The sequence below is a fragment of the Microbacterium sp. 13-71-7 genome, from assembly GCF_002257455.1.
Taxonomy (GTDB): domain Bacteria; phylum Actinomycetota; class Actinomycetes; order Actinomycetales; family Microbacteriaceae; genus Microbacterium.
On record NZ_NCKN01000004.1, the window covers coordinates 1 to 26,647 of the forward strand.

Consider the following 26,647-nt stretch of genomic DNA (forward strand, 5'->3'; position numbering starts at 1 on the left):
GGCTGCAGCTCGATCGTGTGGTTGTACCAGGCGCCCGCGAAGTCGACCTGGCCGGAGATCATCGCGTCCTCGGCGCCGACGCCGCCGTTCTGCTCCGTGGAGAGCTCGACGTTCACGCCGAACTTCTTGTAGAAGCCGAGCTGCTCGGCGAGCTTGTAGGGCAGGTAGATCTGCTTGTCGATGCCGCCGACCATGATCTTCACGGTCTCGGACGAGGAGCCGGTCGCCCCTGCGGTGCTGGAGCCGGAGGATCCGGATGCTCCGGAGCTGCAGGCTGCGAGGCCGAGCATCAGTGCTCCGGCCGTCGCGACGGCGACGATGCCGCGCTTGTTCATGTGGGTTTCCTTTCGTTGCGCCGATCGGGCCGGCGTTCCTGGTGAGGAGGGATTTCGAGGGAAGGGAGGGCTCAGATCGACGACGCCTCGGACCGCGTCGGCGGACGCCAGCGCAGCACCTGCTTCTCGAGCAGCGAGATGAGGTACTCGGCGACGAGGGTGAAGACGGCGATGATGACCATGCACGCGAACACCGTGTTCGGGTCGAAGGATCCCTGCGCCTGGCTGATGATGAGGCCGATGCCGCGCTGCGCGCCGAGCACCTCGGCGACCAGCGCGCCGATGATGGCGAAGCCGAACGCGGTGTGCAGGCTCGCGATGATCCAGGTCATCGCGGACGGGATCGTGACGTGGCGGGCGACCTGGAGGGGCGATGCGCCGAGGACCCGCACGTTCGAGATGAGGTTCGGATCCACCTCCCGCACGCCCTGGAAGGCGTTGAAGAAGACGGCGAAGAACACCAGCACCGCGGCCAGGAGCACCTTGGCGGGCATCCCGAGACCGAACGCGACGATGAAGATCGAGCCGAGCACGATGCGCGGGATCGCGTTGATGATCTTGATGTACGGACCGCACACCTCAGCCAGGAACCGGTTGCTGCCGAGCAGGATGCCGGCGATCATGCCGGCGAGCGTGCCGACCGCGAAGCCGAGCAGCGCCTCCTGCACCGTGACCCAGAGGTTCTCCCAGACAGATCCGAAGGCCGTACCCACGGTGAACAGGTGCACGAGGCTGTCCCACACCGCGGTCGGCTGGCCGAAGAAGAACTTGTCCACCCAGCCCATGGCGGTGAACAGCTGCCAACCGCCGAAGACGACGACGGCGACGCCGACCCGGCCGACCCACACCCAGGCGGTGTGACGGCGACGGGCGCGGCGCCCGGCGGCCTGAAGCTCGGCCTCGCTCTGCTCCGGTTCGTTCACGGTGCTCGCGTAGGGGCGTCCGGTGGCGTCCACGGACGGCATGCGAACGGTCGCGGCGGTCATGCTGCCACCGCCGCGGTCTGCGCGTAGGCCCGATCGACCTCTTCGCGCAAGGACTCCCAGATCTGGCCCTGCAGTTCGAGGAAGCGCCCCTCGTGCCGGATCTGCTGCACGTCGCCGCGCGGACGCGGGAGGTCGATCTCGAACACGTCCTTCACGGTGCCAGGGCTCGAGGTCATGATGACCACCCGGTCGGCGAGGGCGACGGCCTCGTCGAGGTCGTGCGTGATGAAGAGCACGGAGGGCCGCGACTCCTCCCACAGCTGCAGCAGCTCGGTCTGCATGATCGCCTTGGTCTGCACGTCGAGCGCACCGAAGGGCTCGTCCATGAGCAGGATCCGCGGCCGGTTGATGAGCGCCGCAGCCATCGCGACGCGCTTGCGCATGCCGCCGGAGAGCTGGTGCGGATAGCGGTCCTCGAAGCCGGCGAGGCCCACGCGGCGCAGCCAGTCCAGGGCCAGCACCGTGGCCTCCTTCTTCGGGGTCCCGGTGAGGACAGGGCCGACCATGACGTTGTTCAGCACGGTCTTCCAGGGGAACAGCGAGTCCGCCTGGAACATGTAGCTGACGCCGTGCGTGATGCCGTCGACGATGCGCCCTCCGACGCTCACAGATCCGGCGCTCGGGCGCTCGAGCCCGGAGACCTGCGCGAGCGTCGTCGACTTGCCGCAGCCCGTCGGTCCGACGATCGCGCAGAACTGTCCCGGCTCGACGCTCAGCGTGACATCGCGGATCGCGGTGAAGGTCTGCCCCTTCGGCGTCAGGAAGCGCTTCGTCAGCCCGACGATGTCGATGCGGGCGGCTTCGCCCGTCGTGTCGGCGACGGATCCTGCCGTCGCTCGTGTGTCACCCATGTCGAGACCTCTCTGTCCTGCGGTGGTGTGGGATCGATGCTCGCCGCCGAGGGGATCCGCTGTCTCGCTTGCGCGCATTGCACGTCGTTGTGGGCGTTCCCGCACCTTTTGGGCGTTCTGCGCACGGCGGCCGCCGGGCCCGCAGTGAGAGAATCCGGTGTGATGCGACGACGGATCCGAAGACTGTCGAGCCTGATCCTGCTGGCTCAGGTCGCGATCCTCAGCGCCTCGCTGCTGATCGGCTTCGTGCTGTTCGCTGTCACCGCGCGCGCGAACCTCACCAGCGACTACCAGGACCGCGCGGCGGACATCGCGCAGACCTTCGCCGAGATGCCGGCCGTGCAGCGCTGCCTCTCCTCCGGCGGCTCCGCCTGCGACAGCGACGTGCAGCAGCTCGCGACGGCGACCGAGAAGCGCACGGGCGCCGCCTACGTCGTGGTCATCGACATGAACCGCGTGCGGCATTCGCATCCGAACCCCGCCCTGATCGGGAAGCAGGTCTCGGAGGACGTCGTCGCGCGGGACGGAAAGGTGCATCGCGCCACGGACGTCGGATCCACCGGAACGACCGCGAACGCCCGCGTGCCCGTGTTCGAGGGGAGCACCGAGACGGTCATCGGCGAGGTGTCGGTCGGCATCAGGGAGTCGAGCGTCGCCGCCGAACTGCTCGGCCAGCTGCCGATCTATGCGACCTGGATCGTGCTCGCGTTCGCGATCGGCACGGCCGTGTCGTTCGGGCTCGCCGCCGTGCTCAAGCGCCGCACGTTCGGGCTCGAGCTCGACGAGATCGCCCGGCTGCTGCAGGAGCGCGAGGCGACCCTGCACGGCATCCGCGAGGGCGTCATCGCGATCGACCCTGCGGGGCGGATCACGGTCGTGAACGACGAGGCCCAGCGCCTGCTGAACCTGCCGGAGGGCGCCAGGGGGCGCCGCCTGGACGACGTGCTCGTCGCGAGCCCGATCCGGGACGCGCTCACCGGCACGACGGAGGTGAAGGACGCGATCGCCGTGACGGACGCGGGCGTGCTCGTGCTCAACCGCATGCCGGTCACGCTCGCCGGGCGGCCGCACGGTGCGGTGCTCACCCTGCAGGACCGCACCGAGGTCACGGGGCTCACCCAGGAGCTCGACGGCGAGCGCAGCTTCGCCGAATCGATCCGCGCGCAGCAGCACGAGTTCTCCAACCGGATGCACGCGGTCGCGGGGCTGCTCGAACTGGGCCGCACGGACGAGGCGCTGCAGTATCTCAACGAGATCCGCGGCACCTCGGCCGACCTCGACCGCACCCTGCGGACGCATGTGGGGGCGCCGATGATCGTCGGTCTGCTGCTCGGCAAGGCGGCAGAGGCGAACGAGCGCGGGATCGACCTCGTGATCGCACCGGAGACGGACCTCGGCCCCTCGCCCGATCGGCTGCAGGCGCTCGTCACGATCCTCGGGAACCTCATCGACAACGCCTTCGACGCCCTGGCGGACTCCCCGGCCCCGCGCCGCGTGACGGTCGGGATCGTGGAGACCCCGGAGTCGCTCACGGTGCGCGTCGCGGACAACGGGCCGGGCGTCCCCGACGACTCCGTGCCGCGCATCTTCGAGAGCGGCTACACGACCAAGCGCGGCTCGCGGTTCCTGAGCACGCACAGCGGCGCGAAGGGCGCGCGGCACAGCGGACTCGGGCTGTCGCTCGTGCACACGACGGCGAGCCGGCTCGGCGGCACGGTCTCGGTCGCGCGCGACGGCGGGGCCGCGTTCACCGTGGTGATCCCGCGCTCGACGACCGAGCCCCCCAGGCAGGGAGGCCCCCGATGACCGATCCCGAATTCACGGTGCTCGTCGTCGACGACGACTTCCGCGTGAGGAGCGTCCACGTCGGCTTCGTCGAGGCGGTGCCCGGCTTCCGCGTGATCGGTCAGGCCGGATCCGCCGCCGAGGCGCTGCAGCAGGCCAGGGACCTGCGGCCGGATCTGGTGCTCATGGACGTGTACCTGCCCGACGGGGACGGGCTCGAAGTGGTGCGGCGGCTGCTCGCGGATCCCGACCCTGCGACGGGCCCGGGATCCGGCGCCGCCCCGGCGGTGATCGTGATCTCGGCCGCGAACGATCTGGCGACGGTGCGCCGCGCGGTGCAGCTCGGCGCACTGCACTATCTGGTGAAGCCGTTCGGCTTCGCGGAGCTCGCCGAGCGCCTCACGGCGTACCGGCACGCGCAGGAGCGGATCGCCGCGCTCGGCGATGCGGCCACGCAGGACGATGTCAACCGCCTGTTCGATCTGCTCCGCCCGACCTCGGCTCCCCCGCCCGAGGAAGGGCGTCGGCTCGCGCCGACCCTGCAGGCCGTGCTCGATGCGGTGGCCGCCCAGCCCGCCGATGTGTCGGCGCAGGAGATCGCCTCGACGATCGGGATCAGCCGCACCACCGCGCAGCGTGCGCTGACCCAGCTGGAGCAGTCCGGCTTCGTCCGCCTCGAGCTCCGCTACGGCAGCACCGGACGCCCCGAGCACCGCTACGCCGCGCGACGGCGCTGAGGGCTACTCCCTCTGGTCGTTGAGTTCCCGGTCGTTGCGCGACGACGCGCGCAGCGCGACGGAGACGAAACGCGGTGCCCTCGCAAGAGACCGCGTTTCGTCTCCGTCGGCTTCGCCGTCCTCGCTCAACGACCCCGAGTCGGGCTTACTGCACCCAGGCGGCTCGGGCGCTGCCCCAGCCGGTCTCGGTGTCCCAGCCGGTTCCCACGGACTGGGTCGTGGTGGCGCCGTTGAACGTGCGCACCGAGTAGGCGTAGCCGCCCGAGGCGTCGAGGCCGTTCGCGAAGTCGACGCGGATCGCGCCCTTGTCGATGCCCGCCCCCGTCACGTCGTGGAAGCCCCGACCGTGCGTGCCGTAGATCGTCGGGTTCAGCAGGCCGAAGCCACCGCCGTTCGCCTGGATCTTGAGCGCCGTGATGCCGGCGAACAGCGGGGAAGCGAGGCTCGTGCCGCCGATGCGGTACGTGTCGTACGCGGCCTGGCCGGTGAACGTCTGGGTCTGGCCGACGAGCATGCCCGTGGTGGGATCCCCGTCCATCGAGATGTCGGGAACCGCGCGCCCGCCGTTGGGGCTGACGATGCCGGCATCCTTCTGGTACTGCGGTTCGGCGATGTTCGACGAGTAGCCGCCGCCCCCTCCGTACAGGAACGCGCTGCTCAGGCTCCAGGCGCCGTCCTTCAGCACGTACTTCGAGGTCTGCCACCCGGTCTCGCCGGTGAGGCCCGCGTCGGTGATCGCGGTCGAGGTACCGCCGACCGCCGTGACGTAGGGGTCGGATGCCGGGTAGTCGGTCTGCGGCGAGCCGAGCTTGGTCGCCTGGTCGCCGTCGTCGCCGCTGGAGAACGCGTAGCTGATGCCCTGGGCCGCGCCCTGCAGGAACGCCGTCTCGTAGGCGAGGAACAGCGACGGCTTCACGACGTCGCCGGATCCGCCCCAGGAGTTGGTCACGATGTTCGCGACGTTCTCGTCGTTGATGCGCGTGAACGTGTCGAGCAGGTCGGGGTCCATGCAGCTCTTGCCCGCGTAGTAGCGGATGTTCGCGCCGGGGGCCATGGCGTGCACGGCCTCCACGTCGAGCGTCTCCTCGCCGTACCAGCCGGCCATGCCGCACTGGTGGTTCGACTTGTTGCTGTTGACGTTCGTGTACGCGTTGGGCACGTTCTGCGAGAACTGGCCCGCCGCGAAGGGCTTGTCCCCGGTGTCGGTCGCGTACCGGTTCGCGTCGGCCTCGATCGTCGGCGAGGCGTAGGCGTCGGTGATCGCGACGGTCACGCCGGTGCCGTCGAGACCGCCCGTGAGACCGGCCTCGTAGGCCCCGCGCAGCTGCGGGCCGGTGTATCCGCACGGCGAGTACGGCAGGGCCGCGCCGTCGAACGCGGGGAGCACGGTGCCGTCGGGCGTCGCGAGGTTCGCCGGCGTGGCGGATCCGTAGGTCTTGCCGCAGATCGGCGAGTTGCGGAATCCGCCGTCGGGCGGGGCGGGCTTCTGGGTCTTCGGATCCACGAACGACGGCGTGGTGTCGAGTCCGTCGACCGCGATGATCGCGCCGGCGAGCTCCCCCGGGGCGGTCGCGGCGCCGTCCGGCGCCTGCACGGTGAGGCCGTCGTGCGTGTAGTTCGAGATCGTGACGCCGAACGCCTTGTTCGCGTTGCCCACGCCGCCGTTCACGTCCACGTAGCGATGGTGGGGATCGACCGTGGTCTTCAGCCCCGCCCCCTGCAGCCAGGACGTGACGGCGTCGACGGTCGCCGGCGAGGCGTCGAAGGTCGCGTGGTACTGGTCGGCCGGGAGGAAGTGCCGGTACTGCGTGGATCCGGGCGTCGAGATCGCGGTCGCGAGTGCGGCCAGGGCGTCCATGCCGCCGGCAGGCGCGAGGTAGACCCGCGCGCTCACCGCGCCGCTCGCCGGTCCGCCCTTGGTCGCGTTCTTGAGCCAGCCCGGTGTCGAGTTCGGGATCGGGCTCTTGGGCGGCGGGGCCGCGCTGGCGGCGCCTGCTCCGGCGAAGGTGGCAGCGACGGTGGCGACGACCGCGAGGGCGACGCCGAGGACTTTTCTACGCATCCGGGATCTCCAGACATCAGGTTCGGTCGTCGGCGGTCGCCGGTGACCGAGGCGATGCTATTCCCGTACGAAGCAGCGGCGCGAGAGGCTCCCGCCTCCCGGACGTCGGCTCACAGCGCACGCATCGGGTTCTCCCAGCCCACGCATTCCCTCCGTTCGAGTCTCGGTTCAGGGCGTTCGAGTCTCGGATCAGGACGCAGCGACCTCGATGGTGAGATCGCTGCTGATCGTGCCAACGGCGACCCTGATCGTGACCCGGCCCGGCCCGTCCGGGTGCAGCCCGAGCGAGCTCGCCACCCCGTCCGAATCCGTGGCGGAGGTCTCGAATCCGCCCGGATACGTCGCCGGACCCGAGACCACCTCGAAGGTCGCGTCGCGGGTCGCGAGGGGCGCCCCGTCGTCGGTCGCCCGGATGACGACCCGCACCTCGTCGCCGAGATGCACCGCGCCCTCCGGGGAGACGACCCGGATCGCCGGTCCGTGCGGCGCGGCGTCGGTGGACGACGAGGCCGAGGGCTTCGCCGCTCCCGCTCCGTCCACGGTGCATCCGGACAGAAAGGCCGGCAGGAGCACCGCCAGCAGGGCGACCGCCCCGGCCCCCGCCGCCCGGGTCACGCTGGCACCAGGGTGATCACGAAGGTCCGGCTCACCGGCCCCACGTGCACGACCACCGGGAACGTGCCCGCGGCGAGCGCCACGATCGGGAGGATCAGGGTCCCGTCGGTGTCGATCGAGGCAGAGGCCAGGGCGCCCTGGAGCAGGACCGATTCGTCCCATGACGCGATCCCGCCGGCGTTGACCAGCTCCGCCGTGGCGTCGGCCGGGATCGGGCCCGAGCCTGCGACCTGGAAGATCAGCGGCGCGGTGTCCCCCGCCGCCGAGAAGGGGTAGGTCTGCGCGTCGTCGACGGCGCCGAGGAGGTCGACCGTGATCGCGACCGAGGCCGAGGCCCGCGGCAGCGCGACCGCGGCCGCGATCACGGGCACCGACCAGGCGCCGGCGACGATGGCGCGTCGCCTGGTCCATCCGCGGTCGCCCCGAGAAGCTCCGTCCTTTTCGATCGGCGTGCGGTGGGTCGTCATGGTGCTGCCTCCTGCGGGGTGTCTCCGCGGCGTCGGGTACGCGGCGGACGGGATCCGGCGTCCGCGCTCATCGCGCGGCCGGGTACGACGTCGGGATCGTGGCCATGCCGGATCCGTTCGTCAGGGTGACGGTCGCGGTCCCTGCCGGGATCGCCGCGAGCATGGTGCTGAATCCGTAGGACACGGTCGCCCCCGGCGCGACCGCCTGGTACGTCTTGGTGCCGTACCTGGTGGCGATCTTGACGTCGGCCGCCGCGGATCCGGTGTTGGTCACCGCGACCGTGAGCACGACCTTGCCGGAGACCACGGCCGGGGTGACCTTCACGTCGGCCGTCAGGGTCGAGGCGGGCTCGACCACGGTGATCGGGACCAGCGTCGCGGTGCGATCGCGGAACGCCGCGGTGATCGTCACCGTCCCGGCCGTCGCGGCGGTCGCGCTCGGCGCGACCGCGATGCCGGCGGCGTTGCTGGAGACGGTCGCGGTGGTCGCTCCCCCGGGGAACACGCCGCCCGAGATCGTGAACACCACGTCGGCCCCGGAGACGCCGTTGCCGGACGCATCGACCACCTTCGCGCCGAGACCGGTGATCGCCTCACCGCGCAGCACGGTCTTCGCGGTGCCGAGGGGCTGCACGTCCTGCCCCGCATCGGCGCCGGTCGCGGCGAGCGTGAGGCCCGAGATCGGCCCGCTCACGCCCTGGTCCGTGGCTCGGTACTCCACGAGCGACGCCGCAGAGCCGGGCACCGCGAACGGCGCGGCGTAGGGCTGCCAGGCGCCGCCGTCGATGCGGTACTCGATGCCCGTCGATCCCGCCGGGACCGTGTGCAGGGTGACGGTGCGACCGTCGGCGCTCGCGACCACCGCGGGCAGCGAGGACGGATCCGGGGCCCCCTTGCCGAGCGCGAACGAGGCCACCACGGCGCGGTGGTTGCTCGCCCAGGCGTTGCGGAGCACCGCGGTCGGCGAGGGCCAGCCGGCGACGACCGTGTTCGCGCCGAGCACGCGGAGCGAGGAACCGACGTAGTGCACCGTGTCGATGCGGTCCTGCGGCTCATCGGCGCCGGAGGGCGTCTTCACGACGAGCGGCGACCAGGTCTCGCCCGGGTCGGAGGCCGGATCCGGGCTGGCGGTGCGATACGCGTCCGCGAGGCCGGCCTGCTGCAGGCGGGCGGGCACGGGCCAGTCCACCGCGCCGACGCCGCAGTGCGCGGCGGAGGTGGCGGCGGTCCAGTCGGACCCCGAGGGCGACTCCAGATCCGAGAGGACGACGACGGGCGTCGCCGCGGACGTCTCGGTCGCGATCGCCGCGGCGAGCGCGTCGACCTGCGCGAAGCGGGTGCTGCCGCGCTCCGCCGCGACGAGCGCGGCCGGGTCGGTCACACCGCCCAGGCACGCGGCCTCGGGGCCGTAGCCGGTGCGGTCCAGACCCATGGTCCACACCCGCACCTTGCGTCCCAGCACGTCCGCGGTGGCGCCGAGGCCCGGCTGGTCCCCGACGACGGTGCGCGCGCTGAGCGGATACGGCGAGATCAGGCCGACGCCGCCGGGTCCTTCGAGCGCGTTCCAGCCGAGGGCCTTCGCGAGGGCGGTCGCGGCGGTGCCGCCGTCCTGCTGCACGCCGATCACGTCGAAGCCGTTCTCGGCGATCACGGCGAGGTTCTTCAGGGCGGCGTCGTTGACGTGCCCGCCCGCGTCCCAGAGGTTCCAGGTCACCGCGTCGAAGGGAGCGGCGGCATCGGCCGCGATCACGGGGACCTCGACCTCGATACGCGCGGTCGTCGTGCCGTCCGTCGCCTCGACCGTGAGGTATCCCGGGTCGGCCGGGGCGGTCGTCGGCGCCGTGCCGGTCACGACGCCCTGCGCGTCGACGGTCAGCCAGGCGTCGCCCTCGACCTTCGTGTAGGAGGTGACGGATCCGCCGTTCCAGAGGCCGGCGACGGTCTGCGAGACCGCGCCGCCCGCGCGCACCGAGGGTGCGCGCAGCACGCCCGACACGAAGCCGCGGGCGAGCGTGGATCCGTCCGTCACGACGTCGCCGGAGTGCGTGGCCATGTAGTCGTTCTGGATCTGCGCGGCGGAGATCGCCCGGTCGTAGAAGTCGAACGTGTCGATCGCCGCGTTCACGAAGCCGTCGCCGTCGTCGAGCAGCGAGCCCTCCGCCCCGACCCGGAACGGGTAGCCGCTGACCAGGGAGAAGCCGGAGCCGAGGCTCGTGCTCTGCGCGGTCTGCTCGCCGTCGACGAACGTGGTCATCGTACCCGCAGAGCGGTCGACCACGACGGCGACGTGATGCCAGGATCCGATGACGGACGTGCGGCTCGCGTCGGCGAGGTAGTTCTGCGTCGTGGACGTGCCGTTCTGACCGAAGCATCCGCGCAGGATCCCTGGGCTGCCCGCGGTGTTGTAGAGCGTCGCGCCGCGGTTGTAGCAGTGCCGGAAGTCCTGATTGGAGACGATCGGCGAGTCGGAGCTCGACGAGGCCTCCTTGAGCCAGAACGTGTACGAGAAGCTGCCGGAGCCGTCGGTGTGACCGGGGACGAGCGGGAGCGAGAAGAAGTTCACGCCGCGCGTGCTGCCCTCGGGTGCGTTGACGTAGGCCGCCTTGCCGGCGGTGCCGGCGACGTAGGAGGGCGATCCGGACCAGGTCGCGTCGTTGCCGCGCCCGGAGGAGTCGGGGATCGCGGCGCCGTCGCCGGTCTCGAAGTCGTAGGAGGCGAACGGGGCGACCGCGTCGCCCGGCGCCCGCAGCCGGCTCCAGATCGCGGAGAGCGTGACCGTGGCGTTCGCACGGACCGTGAGATCCGCCGCCGTCTGGCCGTCGGAGTAGACGACCTGGCCCTTCGCGCTCAGCGCCCAGCCCTGGAACTGGTAGCCGGGACGGACGAAGCCGTTGGCCGCGAGCGTCGACGCCGTGCCGATCGTGAAGGTCTGCGCCGCCATGGCGCCCGAGGTCGCACCGTTGCCGTCGAAGGCGACCGTGTAGGTGCCGGAGTCGGGCTTGAGCGCCGTGTAGTCGTCGGCGACCTGCGCGGGCGGCAGCACGGCGTCGTAGAACCGGAGGTCGTCGATCGCGGCGTTGACGTAGCCGTCGCTGACGTCCTTCTCGCTGCCGCTGAACCCGCCGATGTTGAACGCGAACCCGCTCTTCAGGTTCGTGGACGCGGTCACCTCACCCGCGGCCGAGCGCTTGGTCTCGACCCCGTCGGTGTAGACGATGATGACGTTCGCGGTGCGGTCGACCGTGACGGCGACGTGGTGCCAGGATCCGGCGATGTTCGGTGACGCCCCGTTGAGGTAGCGCTTCGTGCCGCCCGCCGTGGTGCCCCAGCACGCCTGCAGCACGCCCTGCGTGGTCTGGTTGTAGAGCGTGAGGCCCGCGTTGTTGCACGATGCGAAGTCCTGGTTGCTCATGAGCGTGCCGTAGGACGTGCGGTTCTGCTCCGACATCCAGAACTCGTAGGAGAAGCTCGCGGCGCCGTCGGTCTTCCCGGCGACCAGGGGCAGCTTGACGTAGTTCGTGCCCAGCCCGATCGTCGCGGCGGATCCCGAGACGCCGGGGCGGTAGCCCGGGGATCCGACCCAGCGCGCATCGTTGCCGTTGCCCGAGACGTCCTTCACGATCGACCCGCTGTCGGCGTCGAAGGTGTACGCCGCGACGGGCGAGATCGCCCCCGGCACCGCGGCGCGCGCGGCCGGCGCGGTGGGCGTCGGTGCCGTGGGAGCGGGTGCCGCCGGTGCCGGAGTCGTGATCGGCGCGGGCGAGGGATCCGCGCTGGGCGACGACGGCTCAGGGGTGGGAGCGGGCGTCGGAGCGGCGGTGGACGACGGTGCGGGGGTCGGGTCCGCGACCGCCGCGGGCGTCGCCGCGAGCGTCGAGACGACGACGGCGGCGCCCGCGAGGGCGGCGAGGGCGAGGCGGCGCAGACGCCGGCGCGGGAGGGGCATGCGGGACTCCATCGGATCGGGTGCGGGCGTGATCGGGTGCTCGACGGGTGGGTGGAGGTCAGGCCGGCAGCTGCGCGACGCGACCGGCGTAGCGGTGCCGCCAGCCGCTGTTCGTGTCGGCGGTGACGACGATGTCGTAGTAGCCCTCGGACGTGGGCCAGGTCACGGTCTCGGTCGCGCCGGGCTTGACCCAGATGCGCTGCGCGGTGCCGGCGTGATCGTTCGGCGTGAGCGCGTAGTGCACGCTCTGGCGGCCGTCGTTGTGCAGCGCGATCTCGACGGTCGGCGTCTCGCCCGCGACCAGGTCGACGTCGATGCGGGGGACCGCGCCGCCGTTCTGGCCCGCGGGCAGGATCGTGCCGGCGTGCGCGCGGACGAATCCGTCCGGCCCGTACACCGAGAACGCGTAGCGGCCGTCCTGCGCGGTCGCGTCCCAGACGTGCGTCGCGGGCTTCGTGCCGGAGACCGTGTAGGGCGTGTTCGCGAAGGGCAGGTACTTGTCGGGGAACGCCTGGAGGCTGAGCGCCTTGCCCGCAGGGCCGCCGACCACGCTGAGCTGCACGCTGACCTTGCCGGTCCTGCGGTCCTCCGTGAAGACGCCGTGCGGGTGGTACGACAGCGGCCGGTGCTTGAGCGGGGTGCTCGACCACTTGTCGGCCGGCGGCACCTGGGTGCCGATCGTGCCGCCCGCGCGCGCGATCTGCACGAGCGCATCGGTGTCGGGCAGCGACGGGATGTCGATCACGGGGTGCGCGAAGTCCATCGCGCTCGTGAGGTCGCCGCTGATCCCCCGGCGCCAGGCGCTGATCGTGGTCGACATCGCGGGCGTGCCGATCGCGGTGGTCCACGTCTCGAGGAAGCGGATCAGCGAGGTGTGGTCGAAGGTCTCGGTGCCGACCCAGCCGCCGCGCGTCCACGGCGAGACGAGGATCGTGGGGATGCGGGCGCCGTATCCGATCGGGGTGGATCCGTTGTACTCGCCCGGGGTGCCCGGCTCGGCGAACGGCGGCAGCACGTGGTCGAAGTAGCCGTCGTTCTCGTCGAACGTCATGATGAGCAGCGTGCTCTTCCAGATGTCCGGATTGCTCTGCAGCGTCTGGATCACGCGGTTCGAGAAGTGGGCGCCGTGCTCCGGGTTCGCGGAGGGGTGCTCCGACCAGCTGTACGGCGCGACGATCCAGGAGACCTGCGGCAGCGGGTACTGGGCGCCCGGCTTGCACGCGGCGATGAAGTCCTTCAGCACGCCGTTCAGGTTGGCGTCGCTGTCGTTGTTGACGACGCCGGTCGACGCGTAGGGCGCGGATCCCGCCCGCCAGACCAGTCCTGTGCCGGCGGCGTTCTTGGTCGCGTCCGCGCGGTTCGCGAGATCCTGCGCGGACGAGCCGGACGTCGTGAAGGCGTTGAAGCCGCGGATCGGGTTGTCGGTGTAGTCGCCGACCCAGCTGGATCCGTTGTTCGTGTTGTCGACGTAGATCCGCCAGGAGACGCCCGCGGCCTGCAGCGCCTCGGGGTAGGTCTGCCAGGTGCGGTTGCCGTTGGACTCGCCGCCGTTGTCGACGACGCCGCCCGAGGTGCCGGTCCAGGCGTACAGCCGGTTCGGCGTGGTCGGCCCCATGACCGAGCAGTGCCAGTTGTCGCAGATCGTGTAGGCGCTCGCGAGCGAGTACTGCCAGGGGATCTCCTCGCCGGAGACGTAGTGCATGGTGTTGGCGCCCTTGGCGCCGATCCAGTTGTTGTAGCGTCCGCCGGCCCATGCCGACGTGCCTCCGGAGTACGAGTGGTCCAGGCCCGTGGTGGTGCCGGCGACCGTGGTCACCCGGCTGGGCTTGACGAAGGAGGATCCCTGCGGCTGGGAGAAGACGTCGGTGCCGTTCTGGAACCGGAGGGCCTGCTTGTCGTCGAAGCCGCGCACACCGGGCAGAGCGCCGTAGTAGTGGTCGAAGGAGCGGTTCTCCTGCATGAGGACCACGACGTGCTTGATGTCGGTGATGTCGCCGGAGAAGCCCTCCGGCAGCGCGTAGGCCCTGGGCGCGCCGGCGGCGGCCCCGGCCGTGCCCGCTCCCCCGGCGGCCGAGGCGGAGGAGGTCGCAGCCCCTGCGCCGAAGCCCGCGCCGACGGCGGCGGCGCCGCCCAGCAGGCCGAGGGCCCGCAGCATGCCGCGGCGGGTCATGCCGCTGTGCAGCACCTCATCGGGGACCGTTCGCGGACGCTCGTAGGGATCCGGGCGGAACGGGACGGGCTCGCTGGACATGGACGCTCCTCGGGACGACGGGGCACCCGGAGTCGGGCGCCGACATCGAGGAGAGCAAGCCGAGGGGAACAGTCGGTGAACGCCGGAGGACGGGCCGGTGGCATCGGCCCGGTGCGCCCCGGATCCGGCCGCCGAGCGTGCACACTGGGCTGTTTCCGGCCGCTGCGCTGGGCTGTTTCCGGCCGCCCCCACCGGTCGTTGAGCGAGCCGAAGGCGAGACGAAACGCGGCGCCTCGCGGAGCAGCGTTCTTCACGCTCCCCGCTCAGAGCGCGGTGCGGACCGTCTGCCCCGCTTCGATCTCGAACGCGATCGCACCGGCGCGGTAGCGGTCGACGCCGAGCTCCACGAGCCTGCCCTCGCGGGTCGTCGTGGTGCGGCCGACCTGCAGCAGCGGGCTCGAGCGGCGCACGCCGAGCAGCGCCGCATCCTCGGTGGTCGCGGCGGCGGCCTCGATCCGGTGGTTCGTCGACGCGACGCGGATCCCCGCCTCGGCGAGCGCGACCGTGGTCGAGCGCACGTCGTCCGGCATCAGCGTGATGACCTCGGCGACCCAGGGCGCCCAGACCGAGCGCTCGATCATGACGGGCAGCCCGTCCAGCGTGCGCAGCCGGACGAACCGGTGCAGCGGCTCGCCGAGACGGATCCGGAACTGCTGCGCCTCGCGCGCATCCGCCGGACCCACGGTGCGGGAGGTGATCGCGCCGCCGGGGACGCGGCCTCCCTCGCTCGCCCACTCCGTGAAGGATTGCATCCGCGCGAAGCCCTGGGTCTGGTGCGCGGCCTGGACGATCCATCCGCCGCGCGGCCGCGAGACGACGAGCGAGAGGCGGGCGAGGCGGGCGAGCGCCCCGCGGATCACGCTGCGCGTCGTGCCGTACTCGGCGCTCAGCATCGCCTCGCTCGGCAGGCGGGTTCCGGCGGCGAAGCCGCCCTCGGAGATCCGCCGGCGCAGATCCGCGGAGATCTGCGCCGTGCGCGAGCTCTCGCGGGATCCCTCGGTCACGTCCCGCCCCCGCACGCAGGGGAGGGATTCGGCGGACGGAGCATGCCCCCCATTCTCGCGCACGCACGCCGGCGGCCCGCCATGCCGAAGCACGACGGGCCGACCGGTCGGGGGGATCAGGCCACCGGGTGGGCGGTTCAGGCCTCCGGGCGGTTCGCGCGGAGCACCTCGAGGCGGGCGCGGTACTCGGTCTCGTCCACGTCGCCCTTGGCGAAGCGGTCGGCGAGGATCTGCTCCGCCGTGCGGCTCTGGGCCGCGCCGCCCTGCTGCGCCATGCCCGCCCAGGGCGCCTGGGCTCCGGGAGCGCCGTGCCATGCCCACGGCCCGGGACCGCCCCAGCGACGACGGCGCACGAGGAGGGCGATGAGCAGGCCGACGATGACGAGGAACATCAGCGGGCCGATGATGAAGAAGGGCCAGAACGGGGCCATGCCCATGCCCCAGTGCCCGGGATGCGCGGCGATGGCCGCGACGGTTGCGATCATGAGTGACCATCCTTGGATCGGTTCGGTCGCATCTCGACCGATGGATCCAGCCTCGCCACCCGCGCCCTCCGCCGAATCCGGCCCCAGGAGTGATTCCCCCTGCTCCCCCGGGAGTATGCCCGCCCCTCTCGCCCCCCTCACTTCCGACTCGTCCCCATCAGCGGAGCCCATAGCGTGCGCTCATGGGGACGACCCGAAAGGTGGAACGCCCCCACGTCCGAGTCGTCCCCGTCAGCGGAGCCTATGGCGTGCGCTAGTGGGGACGACTCGAAAGTGAGGGAGCGAGGGCGGGACAGGAGAGGGCGGGGGCTACTGCCAGCCGGGGGCTACGAGGCCGGTCTCGTAGGCGATGACCACGAGGTGCACGCGATCGCGGGCGTGCAGCTTGGCCATGATCCGCGACACGTGCGTCTTCGCGGTGAGCGGGCTCAGGAACAGCCGCTCCGCGATCTCGTCGTTGGTCAGCCCCAGCCCGACGAGGCGCAGCACCTCGCGCTCGCGCTCCGTGATGTCGTCCAGCACCGCCGGCCGGGGCGCATCGCGCAGCCCGACGGTCAGCCGCTCCAGGAGGCGCTTGGTGACGCCGGGCGACAGCAGGGCGTCACCGGCCGCCACGACCCGCACCGCGCGGACCAGATCCGCGGGCTCTGTGTCCTTCACGAGGAATCCCGCGGCCCCGGCGCGCACCGCCCGCACCACGTACTCGTCGAGCTCGAACGTCGTCACGATCACGACGTGCACGTCCGCCAGGGCGGCGTCTGCCGCGATCTGCTCCGTCGCCCACAGGCCGTCGCCGTCGGGCATGCGGATGTCCATGAGCACCACGTCCACAGGCGTCTCGCGGATCCGCTCCAGCAGCTCGCGCCCGCCCGCCGCCTCGACCAGGACCTCGATCCCGTCCTCCGCGTCGAGCAGCGCGCGGAACCCCGCCCGCACGAGCAGTTGGTCGTCCGCGAGCGCGACCCGGATCACGAGGCCCTCCCCCACGGCAGTCTGGCCACGAGGCGCGCACCGCCCGCTTCGTCATCGCCGATCTCGATCGTGCCGCCGAGCAGCGCAGCCCGCTCCCGCATCCCGAGGATGCCGCCGTGCCCCGAGACCTCCGGATCCGCTCCGCCGAAGCCGCGACCGTCGTCGGACACCGTCACGACGAGAACCGGATCCGGCTCGTCCCGACGCTCCAGCACGACGCGCACATGATGGGCGTTCGCATGCCGCACGGCGTTCGTGAGCGCCTCCTGCACGATGCGGTACGCGGCGAACTGCGCCGCACGGCTGGGCGCGTGGCCGGCGAGCTCGTCCTCGAGCACGATGTCGAGGCCGGGAGCGGTGAGGCCCGCGATGAGCCGCGGGAGCTCCGCCAGCTCCGCCTGCGGGACGAGGGGCACCTCTCCGTCGCGGAGCACGCCGAGCACGCCGCGGACCTCCTCCAGCGCCAGCTTCGAAGTGTCCTTCACGTTCTGCAGCGCGGTGCGCGCCTGCTCCGGGTCGCGATCGAACAGGTGCAGTCCGACGCTCGCCTGCACGTTCATCTGCGACAGCGCGTGCCCCAGCACGTCGTGCAGCTCGCGGGCGATGCGCACGCGCTCGCGCTCCTCGGCGCTGCGACGGTGACGCTGCGCGTCCGCGCGCATCGCCGCCAACCTTGCCCCGCGGGTGCGCACGAATGCGCCGACCGCGAAGCTCGCGGCCAGGGCGAGCGTGGCCGCGACGATGAGCCCCGGATGCCAGATCCGGCCGATCGTGACGCCGATGAGGATCGCGGCGACCCACGCGGTCGCGACGGAGGCGGCCGCCCAGACGGCGGCTCCGCGGATCACGGCGAGCGCGATCGCGAACGCCAGGGCGAGGTACGGCGGCCCGTAGACGGGCGTCGTGAGGACGTCGACCAGCGCGAGCGCGGAGACGAGGGCGACCGTGGGCCCGGGGAACCGCCGGGCCGCGAGCAGGGCAAGCGGACCCGCGACGGCGAGCGCGACGTGCAGCACCAGCCGCCAGTGCAGGCCGTGGTCGGCGTGCGCGGCGACCCAGATCGAGGCCGGCACCTGCACGAGCAGGCACAGCACGACCGGTGCGATCAGGCGAAAGCGCGGGGGCGGGCCGGCCGGGATCTGCCCGGTGTCGGGCCCGAACGCCGCCGCCCTGCCCCACAGAGCATGTTCGAGCGGCTGATCCGGCATCCTCCGATGCTAATCGCGCCGGGTAGGGGGCGGATCCTCCGAGGGTGTGCCCTCGGCGTACTCCCGCGGAAGTACGCCGAGGAGCAGAAGTGCGGGCTCAGCTCTCCCAGGAGCGCGAGCGCTTGGTGGCGCCGCCGGGCTCGCGCATCATGTACGCGAGGGCCAGGCTGATCGCAAGGATGCCCGCGACGAAGACGGGACCCTGCCATGCGGGCAGGCCGGGGGCGATGCCCAGCAGCACGAATCCGCCGAGGAACAGAATTCCGAACACGATGTAGTGAAGGATCACCGGGCAACCTCCTGTTGAGCCTCTCGAGTCTATCGCGCCGCACCGCACCGCCTCGACCCGACCGCCTCGACCCGACCGCGTCGCCCTCCCGGACGCGATGTCGGATCCCCTCGCTACGCTCGCGGGCATGAGCATCTCCTACCCGCACGTCCCGGGGCTCGTGGACAGCCCCGCGTTCAGTCATGTCGCCGTGATCCCGCCCGGATCCACGATGATCCACGTGGGCGGCCAGAACGGCGTCGACGAGACCGGCGCCGTGGTCTCCGACGACGTCGCCGCGCAGGCCGCCCGCGCCGTCGACAACGCCGCGGCCGCACTGGCCGCCGCCGGGGCCACGCTCGCCGACGTCGTCAGCTGGACCGTGCTGCTCCATCAGGACGCGGATCTGCGCGCGGCCTACGGCGCGGTCGGCCCCAAGCTCGCCCGCGAGGGCGCGCCGCCGCTCGTCACCGCCGCGCTCGTGGCCGGGCTCGGTGTGCCCGGCGCGCTCGTCGAGATCGGGGCCGTGGCCGCGCTCGCCCCCTGACCCTGTGACGGATGTCATAGCGGATCCATGACATCGTTCATCATGCGCCTCGCGCCGCGCGGAGCAGACTGGATGACATGAACGAGGCGACATCATGAGCGAAACCCAGACGGCGCAGACCGTCATCCAGGCGCCCGCCGCGCCGCACCCCGCGATCACCGCGACCGGGCTCACCAAGCACTTCCGCAGCTTCACGGCCGTCGACGGCGTGGACATCTCCGTCAAGCAGGGCGAGGTCGTCGCCTTCCTCGGGCCGAACGGCGCGGGCAAGACCACCACGATCGACATGCTGCTCGGTCTCTCCCAGCCCGATTCCGGCCAGGTGTCGCTGTTCGGGCTGACCCCGCGCCAGGCGATCGGCCGCGGCCTGGTCTCCGCGGTCATGCAGACCGGAGGGCTGCTCAGCGACGTCACGGTGCGCGACACCATGAAGCTCACCGCGTCGCTCTTCACGCACACCACGAGCATCGGCGCCGCGCTCGAGCGGGCCGGCATCGCCGACATCGCCGACCGCAAGGTGCAGAAATGCTCGGGCGGCCAGCAGCAGCGGCTCCGCTTCGCGATGGCGCTGGTGTCGGATCCGGGCCTCATCGTGCTCGACGAGCCGACCACCGGGATGGACGTGGAGGGCCGGCACTCGTTCTGGCAGGCGATCCACGCCGACGCCCAGCGCGGGCGCACGGTGCTCTTCGCGACGCACTACCTCGAAGAGGCCGACCAGTACGCCGACCGGATCGTGCTGATCCGCAAGGGCCGCATCGTCGCGGACGGCACCACCGCCGAGATCAAGGCGATGGCCTCCGGCCGCACGGTCGAGGCGGAATGGGACGACGCGAGCGGATCCGGCCAGGCCGAGATCGCCGCGCTGGACGGCGTCGACTCCGTCGAGGTGCGCGGTCCGCGCATCATCATCCGCGCGAACGATTCCGACGCGGTCGCCCGCCATCTGCTCACGCGCACGTCCGCGCACGACGTCACGATCACCAGCCAGAACCTGGAGCAGGCGTTCCTGCAGCTCACGGGCGACGACACGGAAGGGGAATGACATGACCACCGCCACCGAGCGCCTGGACCGGATCGATCCGTCCTCCCGCCGCGTACCGCCGATGGGCGGCTTCAGCCTCACGTTCCTCGGCGTCGAGCTGAAGCGCCTGTTCCGCAACTCCAGCGTGGTCGTGTTCACGCTGATCTTCCCGATCGCGATGCTGGTCATGATCGGGCTGCCGAACAAGAACACGTCCATCTCGAACATCCCGGTCAGCCAGGGGGGCATGTCCGCCGCCGTGCCGATCATGATCTCGATGGCCGTGTACGGCGCGATGGTCGCGAGCACCATGACGGGCGTCTCCGTCGCCGCCGAACGCGCGCAGGGCTGGAGCCGGCAGCTGCGTCTCACGCCGCTGAACCCGGTCGTCTACATCCTGGTCAAGGTCATCTGCGGTCTGGTCCTCGGCGGCATCGCCGTGCTCGTGACGCTGATCGTGGGCGCCGCGCTCGGCATCTCCGCCCCGCTCGGCAACCTGATCCCGGCCGGCGTGCTCGCCTGGCTGAGCTCGCTCATGCTGACCAGCCTCGGCCTCGCGGTCGGCTACGCCTTCCCCGCGCAGAACGCGATGCGCTACCTCGGCCCGATCCTCCCGATCCTGAGCTTCATGGGCGGCCTGTTCGTCCCGCTCGCGATCATGCCGGAGGCGGTGCAGGTCGGCGCCAGGTTCACCCCGCTGTGGGGCATCGCCGAGCTCTCCCAGTCGGCCGTCATCGGGGTCGTCCCGAACGGCTGGGCCGTGCCGAACCTCATCGCGTGGTTCATCATCTTCACGGCGCTGGCCGTGCTGATGTTCCGCCGCGACACCAAGCGCGTCTGACGTGACGGACGACGCCTGCGACGAGCAGGGCGTGCCGGCTCCAGCCGCACGCCCTGCTCGTCCTGCGGGCCGGTTCGGCTTCATGAGGCGCTTCGGCATCCGCGAGGGCGGCTTCCTCGACGCGCCGCCGCTGGACGGCGTCACCGGCTGGGCCCGCCTGCGACTCACCCTCGGCGCCCCCGGCGCGAAACGCTGGTACCCCGGCGCTCTGATCAGCCAGGTGTTCATCATCGGGTTCATCCTGGTGCCGATCCTGACCCAGCTCCCCGCGCCGGGATCCTGGTTCTGGGGGCTCGGCGTCGTCGTCTACGGCGCGCTCTTCACGATCTCGTTCCCCGTGGCGACAGCCTTCCCCGATCGCTGGCGATGGGTGCCGCCAGCAGGGCTCCTGCTGCTGTCGCTGCCGTTCCTCATCGTGCTCGGGCCCGACCTGTCCGGACTCTGGACCTACGTCGCGGTCTCGGCGGCGCTCTGCTTCGGCGGCGACTTCCGTGCCGTGATCGCGGTCTTCGCGCTGTCGGCCGTGTCGTTCGTCATGAACCTCGTCGACGGCGCCTTCCAGCCGACGAACACCCCGCCCTGGACGATGCCGCTGATCATCCTGTCGATCGGCACGCTGATGGCGGCCTTCACCCGCAACCTGCAGACCCTGGCGCAGCTGCGCCGCACCCAGAAGGAGCTCGCGGTCGTCGCCGTCGAGGAGGAGCGCAACCGCGTCGCCCGCGACATGCACGACATCCTCGGCCACTCCCTCTCCGCCATCTCGCTCAAGGCGGATCTGGCCGCGAAGCTCGCCGATCGGGATCCTGCCGCCGCCGTGTCGGAGATCCACGAGGTGCAGACCCTCGCCCGCTCCACGCTGAGCGACATGCGCGCGGTCGTCTCCGGCTACCGTCAGGTCCGGATCGCGAGCGAGCTCGCCTCGCTGCGCACGCTGCTGCCCGCCGCGGGCATCACGGCGCATCTGCCGATGACGACGGACGACGTGCCGGAGCGCAATCGGGAGCTGTTCGGCTGGGCGCTGCGCGAGGCCGTCACGAACGTGATCCGGCACGCCGGGGCGTCGAACTGCTGGGTGACGCTGAGCCCGGGACGCATCACGATCGAGGACGACGGCGCGGGTCCGGCGCCCCGCCCCGCCGACGATTCGGCCGGCACCGGCCTGCACGGACTCGCCGAACGCGCGGCCGACGCGGGCGGCGCGCTGAGGATCGGCCGCTCCCGCCATGGCGGATTCCTGCTGGAGGTCACCGCATGACGGCGAACGCGCCGATCCGGATCCTGCTCGCCGACGACCAGGCGCTCGTGCGCGGTGCGCTCGCGACGCTGCTCGGCCTCGAGGACGACCTCGTCGTGATCGCGCAGGTCGGACGCGGCGACGAGGTGCTCCCCGCCGCGCAGGAGCACCATCCCGACATCGCACTGCTGGACGTCGAGATGCCCGGCGTCGACGGGCTCACCGCCGCGGCGGAGCTGCGTCGGGCCATGCCGGGAGTGCGGATCGTGATCGTCACCACGTTCGGCCGCGCCGGATACCTGTCCCGTGCGTTGTCCGCGGGGGTCGCCGGCTACGTGGTCAAGGACACCCCCGCGTCCGAGCTGGCCGACGTGGTGCGGCGCGTGATGCGCGGCGAGACCGTGATCGACGCGGCCCTCGCCACCGATGCGCTCACGGCAGGACCGTCGCCCCTGACCCCGCGCGAGACCGAGGTGCTGGCGGCCGCCCGCGACGGCGGCACGATCTCCGACGTGGCCCGAGCGCTGCACCTCTCCGAGGGGACCACGCGCAACCACCTGTCCTCGGCGATGCAGAAGCTGGAGGCCCGCACGAGGGCGGATGCCGCACGGATCGCCCAGGAGCGCGGCTGGCTGCTCTGAGCGCCACGCTCATGATCGCGTCAGGATCCGGCCCCCTCGATCCCTTACACTCAGCACCATGACCGGAGGATCACCTGCTTCGTCGCGCCCGTCGCGTCCCACACGCCCCTCGCGTGCGGTGATCCGCCGTCGCCGCCTCATCGTGGGGCTGATCTCCGTCCTCGCCGTCGCACTCCTCGCCGTGGTCGGAACCATCGCGGCGCACGCCCTGCTCGGCGGAGGTCAGGACAAGGGCACGACGGCGGGCCCGACCGGCACGCCGACCCCGAAGCCCACCCCGCTCACGCCAGTCCAGGCGCTCCTGAAGACCGCCGCCGATCCCGCCACCGCGTGCGCCGTGTCGTTCGCCGGCGACGGCGTCCAGCACGCCCCGATGCTGCAGACCTCCGGTGCGCTGTTCTCCGGCCTGCCCATCCCCGAGAAGCCCGGAGCCGTGTTCGCCGGGTGGTATCCGACCCCGGAGACCGCGCAGACGCAGGCGCAGACCGACCGCGTGAACGGATCTCAGCTGACCACGTGCACGGATCACCAGCGCACCCTCTACGCCGCCTGGACCACGCCGGAGCAGAACACCGCGACGGCGTCGAAGATCCCGATCCTGATGTACCACCAGTTCACGACCAAGCCCGAGGGCGAGGACAACTGGCTGCGCAACAACTACGTGTACATCGAGGACTTCAAGGCGCAGATGGACTACGTCGCCTCGCAGAAGTTCTACATGCCCACCTGGGACGAGCTGAACGCCTTCATCGACGGCAAGCTGTTCCTGCCGCAGCACTCGCTCATCATCACCGACGACGACGCGGATCCGACCTGGCTCCAGCTCGCGGTGCCGGTGATCACCGAGCGGAAACTGCTGACCACGTCGTTCGTGATCACGGGCGAGCGCAAGGACGGACCGCCCTCGCCCTACGTCCTGCAGCGCTCGCACACCAACGACATGCACCGTGCCGGCGACAACGGCAAGGGCCGCATGGTGAACCTGTCGGCCGACGAGGTCGCCGCCGACCTCGAGGAGTCGGCGAAGGTGCTCGGCACGAAGGAGGTCATCGCCTACCCGTACGGTCACTACAACGCGACCGCCGAGGAGGGCGTGACCAAGGCCGGGTTCCTGCTCGCGCGCACGATCGACTTCGGGTACGTGAAGATCGGCACGAACAAGCTCGAGCTGCCGGTGGTCCGGATCAATTACGGCGACACGGTCAACGGCCTGAGGAACAACATCGGCTGACGCCGCAGCCGCCGGCCACGGGAATCCCCGTAGTTCCGTACCGGGCGGCCGCAGTCACTCCGCGGCGGCAGTCTCCGCGCCGGCGTCACTCCGCGGTGGCGGCGGTCACTCCGCAGCCGCGGTCTCCGCTTCGAGCCGCACGCGGCGCTCCTCCGCCTTGCGCACCTGGCGCACGGACCGGCGCGGTGCGTAGACGACGAGGGAGTGGAACAGGAAGCGGACGAAGAACGCCGCGACCAGCGAGATCGCCGCTGCCAGGATGCTCGAGATGTGCCAGCTCTCGACCATGAGCGCGAGGATCGGGATCCGCAGCGCCGCCTCGACGTTGTTGAACGTGAACGACTGCGCGAAGCGCACGGCGAGCGCCGAGGCATCACCGCGCATGTCGTTGAAGACGTAGCGCTCCTGCAGGATGAAGTTGCCGACGATCGTCACCTCGGCGGCGATGATGGCCGCCCAGACGTACTCCATGCCGAGGTGCGTGAGCGCCCACATGATGACGAGGTTCGCGAGCGCTCCGACGGCGCCGATGATCGCGAACAGCGACATCTTGCCGAACCGCAGCCGGGCGAGGTGCTTGAGGAACTGCATGCCCTGCACGAACGATGCCTTGGACTGCCCGTGCAGACGCTCGCCGAACTCCATCGGGACCTCGGCGATGCGCACGTCGGAGCGCACCAGGATCTCCAGCAGGATCTTGAAGCCGTTGGGCCGGAGGGCGTCCGGATCCACGCGGGTCCGGTCGACCAGGAAGTAGCCGGTCATGGGATCCGAGGCTCCGGAGAGCCGGATCGGGAACATCGCCTTGGTGAGGAGCGTCGCGCCCCGTGAGACGCCGACCCGCATGGCGCCGGCCAGACCGCCGTTGTCGCCGCCGCCGATGTAGCGCGATGCGACCACGACGTCGGCATCGCCGTCCTCGTAGCGGTCGATCATGTCGGGGAGCAGCTCCGGCGGATGCTGCAGGTCACCGTCCATCACGATGCAGACGTCGTAGGCCGCAGACCGGATGCCCTCGACGACGGCGCCGCCGAGTCCGCCCTCGGGTTTGTCGCGGTGCAGGAGGCGCACGGGCATCGGCGCGGAGGCGGCGAGCGTGCGGATCACCCCCGGGGTGTCGTCCGTGCTGTCGTCCACGAAGAGGATCTCGCCGTCGCGATCGCTCAGCGCGGCGGAGACGCGCGAGATCAACGCAGCGATGTTGTCGCGTTCGTTGAAGGTCGGAATGATGACCGTGGCACCGGGGATCCTCTCCCCCGCCGACATGCCTTCCATGCCCCCTCCTCCGTTCGCGTGACTCGACATGGTCCCACGCGAAACCATGCGAAACCTGCGCGTTTCCCGTCAGACACCCTGTCCCATCCAGGCTAACGGGCGGTGAACACCGGGCAAGAGCCTTGCGTTCTCGCCGATCCCACCCCCTCGGATCCGCCGTACCCTGGAGTCATGACCACCCCCTCCTCTGACACGATCACCATGTTCGGCGCCGACTGGTGCCGGGACTGCATCCGCACCAAGAAGCAGCTCGACGGGCTCGGCATCGCCTACACCTACGTCGACCTGGTCGAGGATCCCGCCGCCGCCGACGTCGCCAAGGAGATCTCCGGCCGCACGAACATCCCCGTGGTGGTCTACCCCGACTCCTCGCACCACGTCGAGCCCTCCAACGCCGACGTCGAGGCCAAGCTGCGCGAGCTCTCCCTGATCTGACCCCGGGGGCGCGGCCGGTCGGATCCGGGCGCGCCGATACACTGGCGCGCATGAGCACCGCCGCTCGCGCTGAACGAGCCCCCACGCGCCTTCCCGCCCGCACGGTCGCCCGTTACGCGACGGGATCCCTCGGCACCGGGGGCTTCGCCACGCTGCCCGGCCTGGTGCTCGCGTACTTCCTCACCGACAACCTCGGCGTCGCCGCGATCCTCGCCGGAACGATCGTGACCCTCGCGAAGGTGTGGGACGTCGTGATCGACCCGGTGATCGGCGCCTGGTCGGATCGCAGCCTCATCCGCACGGGCAGCCGGAAGCGCTTCATGCTCATCGGGGCATTCACGCTGCCCGTGTTCTTCGCGCTCACCTTCGCGGTGCCGCCGGCCTTCGGCCCGGTCGCGGGCGTGATCTGCGTGCTGCTGGCGTTCCTCGCCACGGCCACCTCGTTCAGCCTGTTCCAGGTGCCCTACATCGCGCTGCCGGCAGAGCTGACCTCGAGCTACGACGAACGGACCAGGCTGCTCAGTTGGCGGGTGATCGCCCTCACCGTCACGATCCTGCTTTTCGGCGGCGGAGGGCCCGAGCTGCGTCGCATCACCGGGGACCCGGTCCTCGGCTACCTCGTGATGGGCGTGGTCGCGGGCGTCGTGATCGGCGTGGGGATGCTCATCGCCGCGCGCACGGCGGACGACGCCGTGGCCTCCCCGGCATCCGTCGAGCACGTCGGGATCCGCGCGCAGTACGCCGCGGGCTTCGCCGCCGTGCGCCGGTCGCAGCCGTTCCGCGCGCTGCTCGGCACGTATCTGCTGCAGGCGCTCGCCACCGGCACGATGCTCGCGGGCGCACAGTACGTCGCGACCTGGGTCCTGCGCTCCGAGAGCGCGGTCACGCTGCTGTTCGTCGCGCTGGTCGCCCCGGCCGTGATCGCGACCCCCCTGTGGGAGCGGCTGTCGCGCCGGATCGGCAAGGAGCGCGCCTTCCGGATCGCCTCGACGATCTTCATGATCGCGTCCGCCTCGATCGTGCTGGCGCTGTGGATGCCCGGATCCTGGATCTACGGCTCCGTCGCGATCGCCGGGATCGCCTATGCGGGCATGCAGGCGCTGCCGATGGCGATGCTGCCGGACGTCATCTCGCACGACGAACGGGACAGCGGACCGGGCAACGCCGGCACCTTCACCGGCATGTGGACGGCGTCCGAGACCGTGGGCTTCGCGCTGGGCACCACGATCGTCGCGGTGGTGCTGGCTGCCACGGGCTACCTCTCGCGGACGGCGGGCGACGCGAGCGCGGTCGTGCAGCCGGGCAGCGCCGTGACCGGGATCGTGCTGATCTTCAGCGTCGTGCCGGCCGTGCTCATGCTGTTGAGCCTCACGACGCTAGCCCGTTACCGGCTGCGCCGCGGCGACATCGACGGCGCCGATCACTGAGACTCGGTTCCACGCCG

General features: G+C 71.3%; 24 protein-coding genes. 10 read left to right on the forward strand and 14 right to left on the reverse strand.

Annotated elements, in window-relative coordinates:
- From B7X32_RS00790 to B7X32_RS00800, 3 genes are all read right to left on the reverse strand, one after another.
- Nucleotides 1–335 (reverse strand): ABC transporter substrate-binding protein (locus B7X32_RS00790; RefSeq protein WP_292714573.1); only part of this gene is annotated, 335 nt, incomplete at its 3' end.
- A 71-nt stretch (nt 336–406) separates the two neighbouring features.
- The gene (locus tag B7X32_RS00795) at nt 407–1,321 is read right to left on the reverse strand and encodes an ABC transporter permease (protein ID WP_292714576.1); all 915 of its coding nucleotides are present in this window, start codon (nt 1,319–1,321) and stop codon (nt 407–409) included.
- Nucleotides 1,318–2,172: an ABC transporter ATP-binding protein gene (locus B7X32_RS00800; RefSeq protein WP_292714581.1), complete on the reverse strand. Its 855-nt coding sequence runs from the start codon at nt 2,170–2,172 to the stop codon at nt 1,318–1,320. Before B7X32_RS00800 ends, B7X32_RS00795 begins: the two co-directional genes overlap by 4 nt.
- 162 nt (nt 2,173–2,334) lie before the next feature.
- Between B7X32_RS00800 and B7X32_RS00805 the strand changes: the two genes are divergently transcribed.
- Together B7X32_RS00805 and B7X32_RS00810 are read left to right on the forward strand one after the other, a co-directional pair.
- Nucleotides 2,335–3,978 carry a sensor histidine kinase gene (locus tag B7X32_RS00805; protein ID WP_292714584.1) on the forward strand — a complete coding sequence of 548 codons (1,644 nt, stop codon included), beginning with the start codon at nt 2,335–2,337 and terminating at the stop codon, nt 3,976–3,978.
- The gene (locus B7X32_RS00810) at nt 3,975–4,694 is read left to right on the forward strand and encodes a response regulator (protein ID WP_292714588.1); all 720 of its coding nucleotides are present in this window, start codon (nt 3,975–3,977) and stop codon (nt 4,692–4,694) included. Before B7X32_RS00805 ends, B7X32_RS00810 begins: the two co-directional genes overlap by 4 nt.
- A gap of 145 nt (nt 4,695–4,839) precedes the next feature.
- Here B7X32_RS00810 and B7X32_RS00815 read toward each other — a convergent pair whose 3' ends face one another.
- From B7X32_RS00815 to B7X32_RS00860, 10 genes are all read right to left on the reverse strand, one after another.
- Complete coding sequence (locus tag B7X32_RS00815) at nt 4,840–6,756, reverse strand: S53 family peptidase (RefSeq protein ID WP_292714591.1); 1,917 nt, start codon at nt 6,754–6,756, stop codon at nt 4,840–4,842.
- A 189-nt stretch (nt 6,757–6,945) separates the two neighbouring features.
- Nucleotides 6,946–7,371 (reverse strand): hypothetical protein, encoded by a 426-nt coding sequence (locus B7X32_RS00820; protein ID WP_292714594.1) that lies wholly within the window; start codon nt 7,369–7,371, stop codon nt 6,946–6,948.
- Nucleotides 7,368–7,838 (reverse strand): hypothetical protein, encoded by a 471-nt coding sequence (locus tag B7X32_RS00825; protein WP_292714596.1) that lies wholly within the window; start codon nt 7,836–7,838, stop codon nt 7,368–7,370. The genes B7X32_RS00820 and B7X32_RS00825 overlap by 4 nt, the downstream gene beginning before the upstream one ends.
- Nucleotides 7,839–7,905: 67 nt before the next feature.
- A complete protein-coding gene (locus B7X32_RS00830) occupies nt 7,906–11,784 on the reverse strand; it encodes a LamG-like jellyroll fold domain-containing protein (RefSeq protein WP_292714599.1) in 3,879 nt (1,292 codons plus the stop codon).
- Nucleotides 11,785–11,842: 58 nt separating this feature from the next.
- Nucleotides 11,843–14,035 (reverse strand): alkaline phosphatase family protein, encoded by a 2,193-nt coding sequence (locus B7X32_RS00835; protein ID WP_292714602.1) that lies wholly within the window; start codon nt 14,033–14,035, stop codon nt 11,843–11,845.
- A gap of 263 nt (nt 14,036–14,298) precedes the next feature.
- Complete coding sequence (locus tag B7X32_RS00840) at nt 14,299–15,039, reverse strand: GntR family transcriptional regulator (RefSeq protein WP_292714604.1); 741 nt, start codon at nt 15,037–15,039, stop codon at nt 14,299–14,301.
- Between the two features lie 137 nt (nt 15,040–15,176).
- Complete coding sequence (locus B7X32_RS00845) at nt 15,177–15,524, reverse strand: hypothetical protein (protein ID WP_292714607.1); 348 nt, start codon at nt 15,522–15,524, stop codon at nt 15,177–15,179.
- Nucleotides 15,525–15,833: 309 nt separating this feature from the next.
- Nucleotides 15,834–16,496 carry a response regulator transcription factor gene (locus tag B7X32_RS00850; protein WP_292714610.1) on the reverse strand — a complete coding sequence of 221 codons (663 nt, stop codon included), beginning with the start codon at nt 16,494–16,496 and terminating at the stop codon, nt 15,834–15,836.
- Nucleotides 16,493–17,704: a sensor histidine kinase gene (locus tag B7X32_RS00855; protein WP_292714613.1), complete on the reverse strand. Its 1,212-nt coding sequence runs from the start codon at nt 17,702–17,704 to the stop codon at nt 16,493–16,495. The genes B7X32_RS00850 and B7X32_RS00855 overlap by 4 nt, the downstream gene beginning before the upstream one ends.
- Before the next feature lie 97 nt (nt 17,705–17,801).
- Nucleotides 17,802–17,993, reverse strand: coding sequence for a hypothetical protein (locus B7X32_RS00860; protein WP_292714616.1), 192 nt, complete (start codon nt 17,991–17,993; stop codon nt 17,802–17,804).
- Between the two features lie 127 nt (nt 17,994–18,120).
- On the opposite strand from B7X32_RS00860, the gene B7X32_RS00865 reads away from it, so the two are divergent.
- From B7X32_RS00865 to B7X32_RS00890, 6 genes are all read left to right on the forward strand, one after another.
- Complete coding sequence (locus tag B7X32_RS00865) at nt 18,121–18,519, forward strand: RidA family protein (RefSeq protein WP_292714619.1); 399 nt, start codon at nt 18,121–18,123, stop codon at nt 18,517–18,519.
- 94 nt (nt 18,520–18,613) lie between these two features.
- Nucleotides 18,614–19,564, forward strand: coding sequence for an ABC transporter ATP-binding protein (locus tag B7X32_RS00870; RefSeq protein WP_292714623.1), 951 nt, complete (start codon nt 18,614–18,616; stop codon nt 19,562–19,564).
- 1 nt (nt 19,565) lies between these two features.
- Nucleotides 19,566–20,384 (forward strand): ABC transporter permease, encoded by an 819-nt coding sequence (locus B7X32_RS00875; protein ID WP_292714626.1) that lies wholly within the window; start codon nt 19,566–19,568, stop codon nt 20,382–20,384.
- Between the two features lies 1 nt (nt 20,385).
- Complete coding sequence (locus tag B7X32_RS00880; protein WP_292714629.1) at nt 20,386–21,642, forward strand: sensor histidine kinase; 1,257 nt, start codon at nt 20,386–20,388, stop codon at nt 21,640–21,642.
- The gene (locus tag B7X32_RS00885; protein WP_292714632.1) at nt 21,639–22,262 is read left to right on the forward strand and encodes a response regulator transcription factor; all 624 of its coding nucleotides are present in this window, start codon (nt 21,639–21,641) and stop codon (nt 22,260–22,262) included. The genes B7X32_RS00880 and B7X32_RS00885 overlap by 4 nt, the downstream gene beginning before the upstream one ends.
- Nucleotides 22,263–22,320: 58 nt before the next feature.
- The gene (locus tag B7X32_RS00890; RefSeq protein WP_292714636.1) at nt 22,321–23,493 is read left to right on the forward strand and encodes a polysaccharide deacetylase family protein; all 1,173 of its coding nucleotides are present in this window, start codon (nt 22,321–22,323) and stop codon (nt 23,491–23,493) included.
- A 105-nt stretch (nt 23,494–23,598) separates the two neighbouring features.
- On the opposite strand, the gene B7X32_RS00895 is transcribed toward B7X32_RS00890, so the two are convergent.
- Nucleotides 23,599–24,768, reverse strand: coding sequence for a glycosyltransferase family 2 protein (locus B7X32_RS00895; protein ID WP_292714639.1), 1,170 nt, complete (start codon nt 24,766–24,768; stop codon nt 23,599–23,601).
- A gap of 171 nt (nt 24,769–24,939) precedes the next feature.
- Here B7X32_RS00895 and B7X32_RS00900 point away from each other — a divergent pair, with 171 nt between their 5' ends.
- Both B7X32_RS00900 and B7X32_RS00905 read left to right on the forward strand, forming a co-directional pair.
- Nucleotides 24,940–25,203, forward strand: coding sequence for a glutaredoxin domain-containing protein (locus tag B7X32_RS00900; protein ID WP_292714641.1), 264 nt, complete (start codon nt 24,940–24,942; stop codon nt 25,201–25,203).
- Nucleotides 25,204–25,253: 50 nt separating this feature from the next.
- Complete coding sequence (locus B7X32_RS00905; RefSeq protein ID WP_292714644.1) at nt 25,254–26,630, forward strand: MFS transporter; 1,377 nt, start codon at nt 25,254–25,256, stop codon at nt 26,628–26,630.
- The last annotated feature ends 17 nt before the right edge of the window (nt 26,631–26,647 follow it).

Coding starts and splice junctions, on each gene's coding strand:
- B7X32_RS00795 (WP_292714576.1), bottom strand. CDS start 1,321: ATGACCGCCGCGACCGTTCGCATGCCGTCCGTGGACGCCACCGGACGC.
- B7X32_RS00800 (WP_292714581.1), bottom strand. CDS start 2,172: ATGGGTGACACACGAGCGACGGCAGGATCCGTCGCCGACACGACGGGC.
- B7X32_RS00805 (WP_292714584.1), top strand. CDS start 2,335: ATGCGACGACGGATCCGAAGACTGTCGAGCCTGATCCTGCTGGCTCAG.
- B7X32_RS00810 (WP_292714588.1), top strand. CDS start 3,975: ATGACCGATCCCGAATTCACGGTGCTCGTCGTCGACGACGACTTCCGC.
- B7X32_RS00815 (WP_292714591.1), bottom strand. CDS start 6,756: ATGCGTAGAAAAGTCCTCGGCGTCGCCCTCGCGGTCGTCGCCACCGTC.
- B7X32_RS00825 (WP_292714596.1), bottom strand. CDS start 7,838: ATGACGACCCACCGCACGCCGATCGAAAAGGACGGAGCTTCTCGGGGC.
- B7X32_RS00830 (WP_292714599.1), bottom strand. CDS start 11,784: ATGCCCCTCCCGCGCCGGCGTCTGCGCCGCCTCGCCCTCGCCGCCCTC.
- B7X32_RS00835 (WP_292714602.1), bottom strand. CDS start 14,035: ATGTCCAGCGAGCCCGTCCCGTTCCGCCCGGATCCCTACGAGCGTCCG.
- B7X32_RS00845 (WP_292714607.1), bottom strand. CDS start 15,524: ATGATCGCAACCGTCGCGGCCATCGCCGCGCATCCCGGGCACTGGGGC.
- B7X32_RS00855 (WP_292714613.1), bottom strand. CDS start 17,704: ATGCCGGATCAGCCGCTCGAACATGCTCTGTGGGGCAGGGCGGCGGCG.
- B7X32_RS00865 (WP_292714619.1), top strand. CDS start 18,121: ATGAGCATCTCCTACCCGCACGTCCCGGGGCTCGTGGACAGCCCCGCG.
- B7X32_RS00870 (WP_292714623.1), top strand. CDS start 18,614: ATGAGCGAAACCCAGACGGCGCAGACCGTCATCCAGGCGCCCGCCGCG.
- B7X32_RS00875 (WP_292714626.1), top strand. CDS start 19,566: ATGACCACCGCCACCGAGCGCCTGGACCGGATCGATCCGTCCTCCCGC.
- B7X32_RS00885 (WP_292714632.1), top strand. CDS start 21,639: ATGACGGCGAACGCGCCGATCCGGATCCTGCTCGCCGACGACCAGGCG.
- B7X32_RS00890 (WP_292714636.1), top strand. CDS start 22,321: ATGACCGGAGGATCACCTGCTTCGTCGCGCCCGTCGCGTCCCACACGC.
- B7X32_RS00895 (WP_292714639.1), bottom strand. CDS start 24,768: ATGGAAGGCATGTCGGCGGGGGAGAGGATCCCCGGTGCCACGGTCATC.
- B7X32_RS00900 (WP_292714641.1), top strand. CDS start 24,940: ATGACCACCCCCTCCTCTGACACGATCACCATGTTCGGCGCCGACTGG.
- B7X32_RS00905 (WP_292714644.1), top strand. CDS start 25,254: ATGAGCACCGCCGCTCGCGCTGAACGAGCCCCCACGCGCCTTCCCGCC.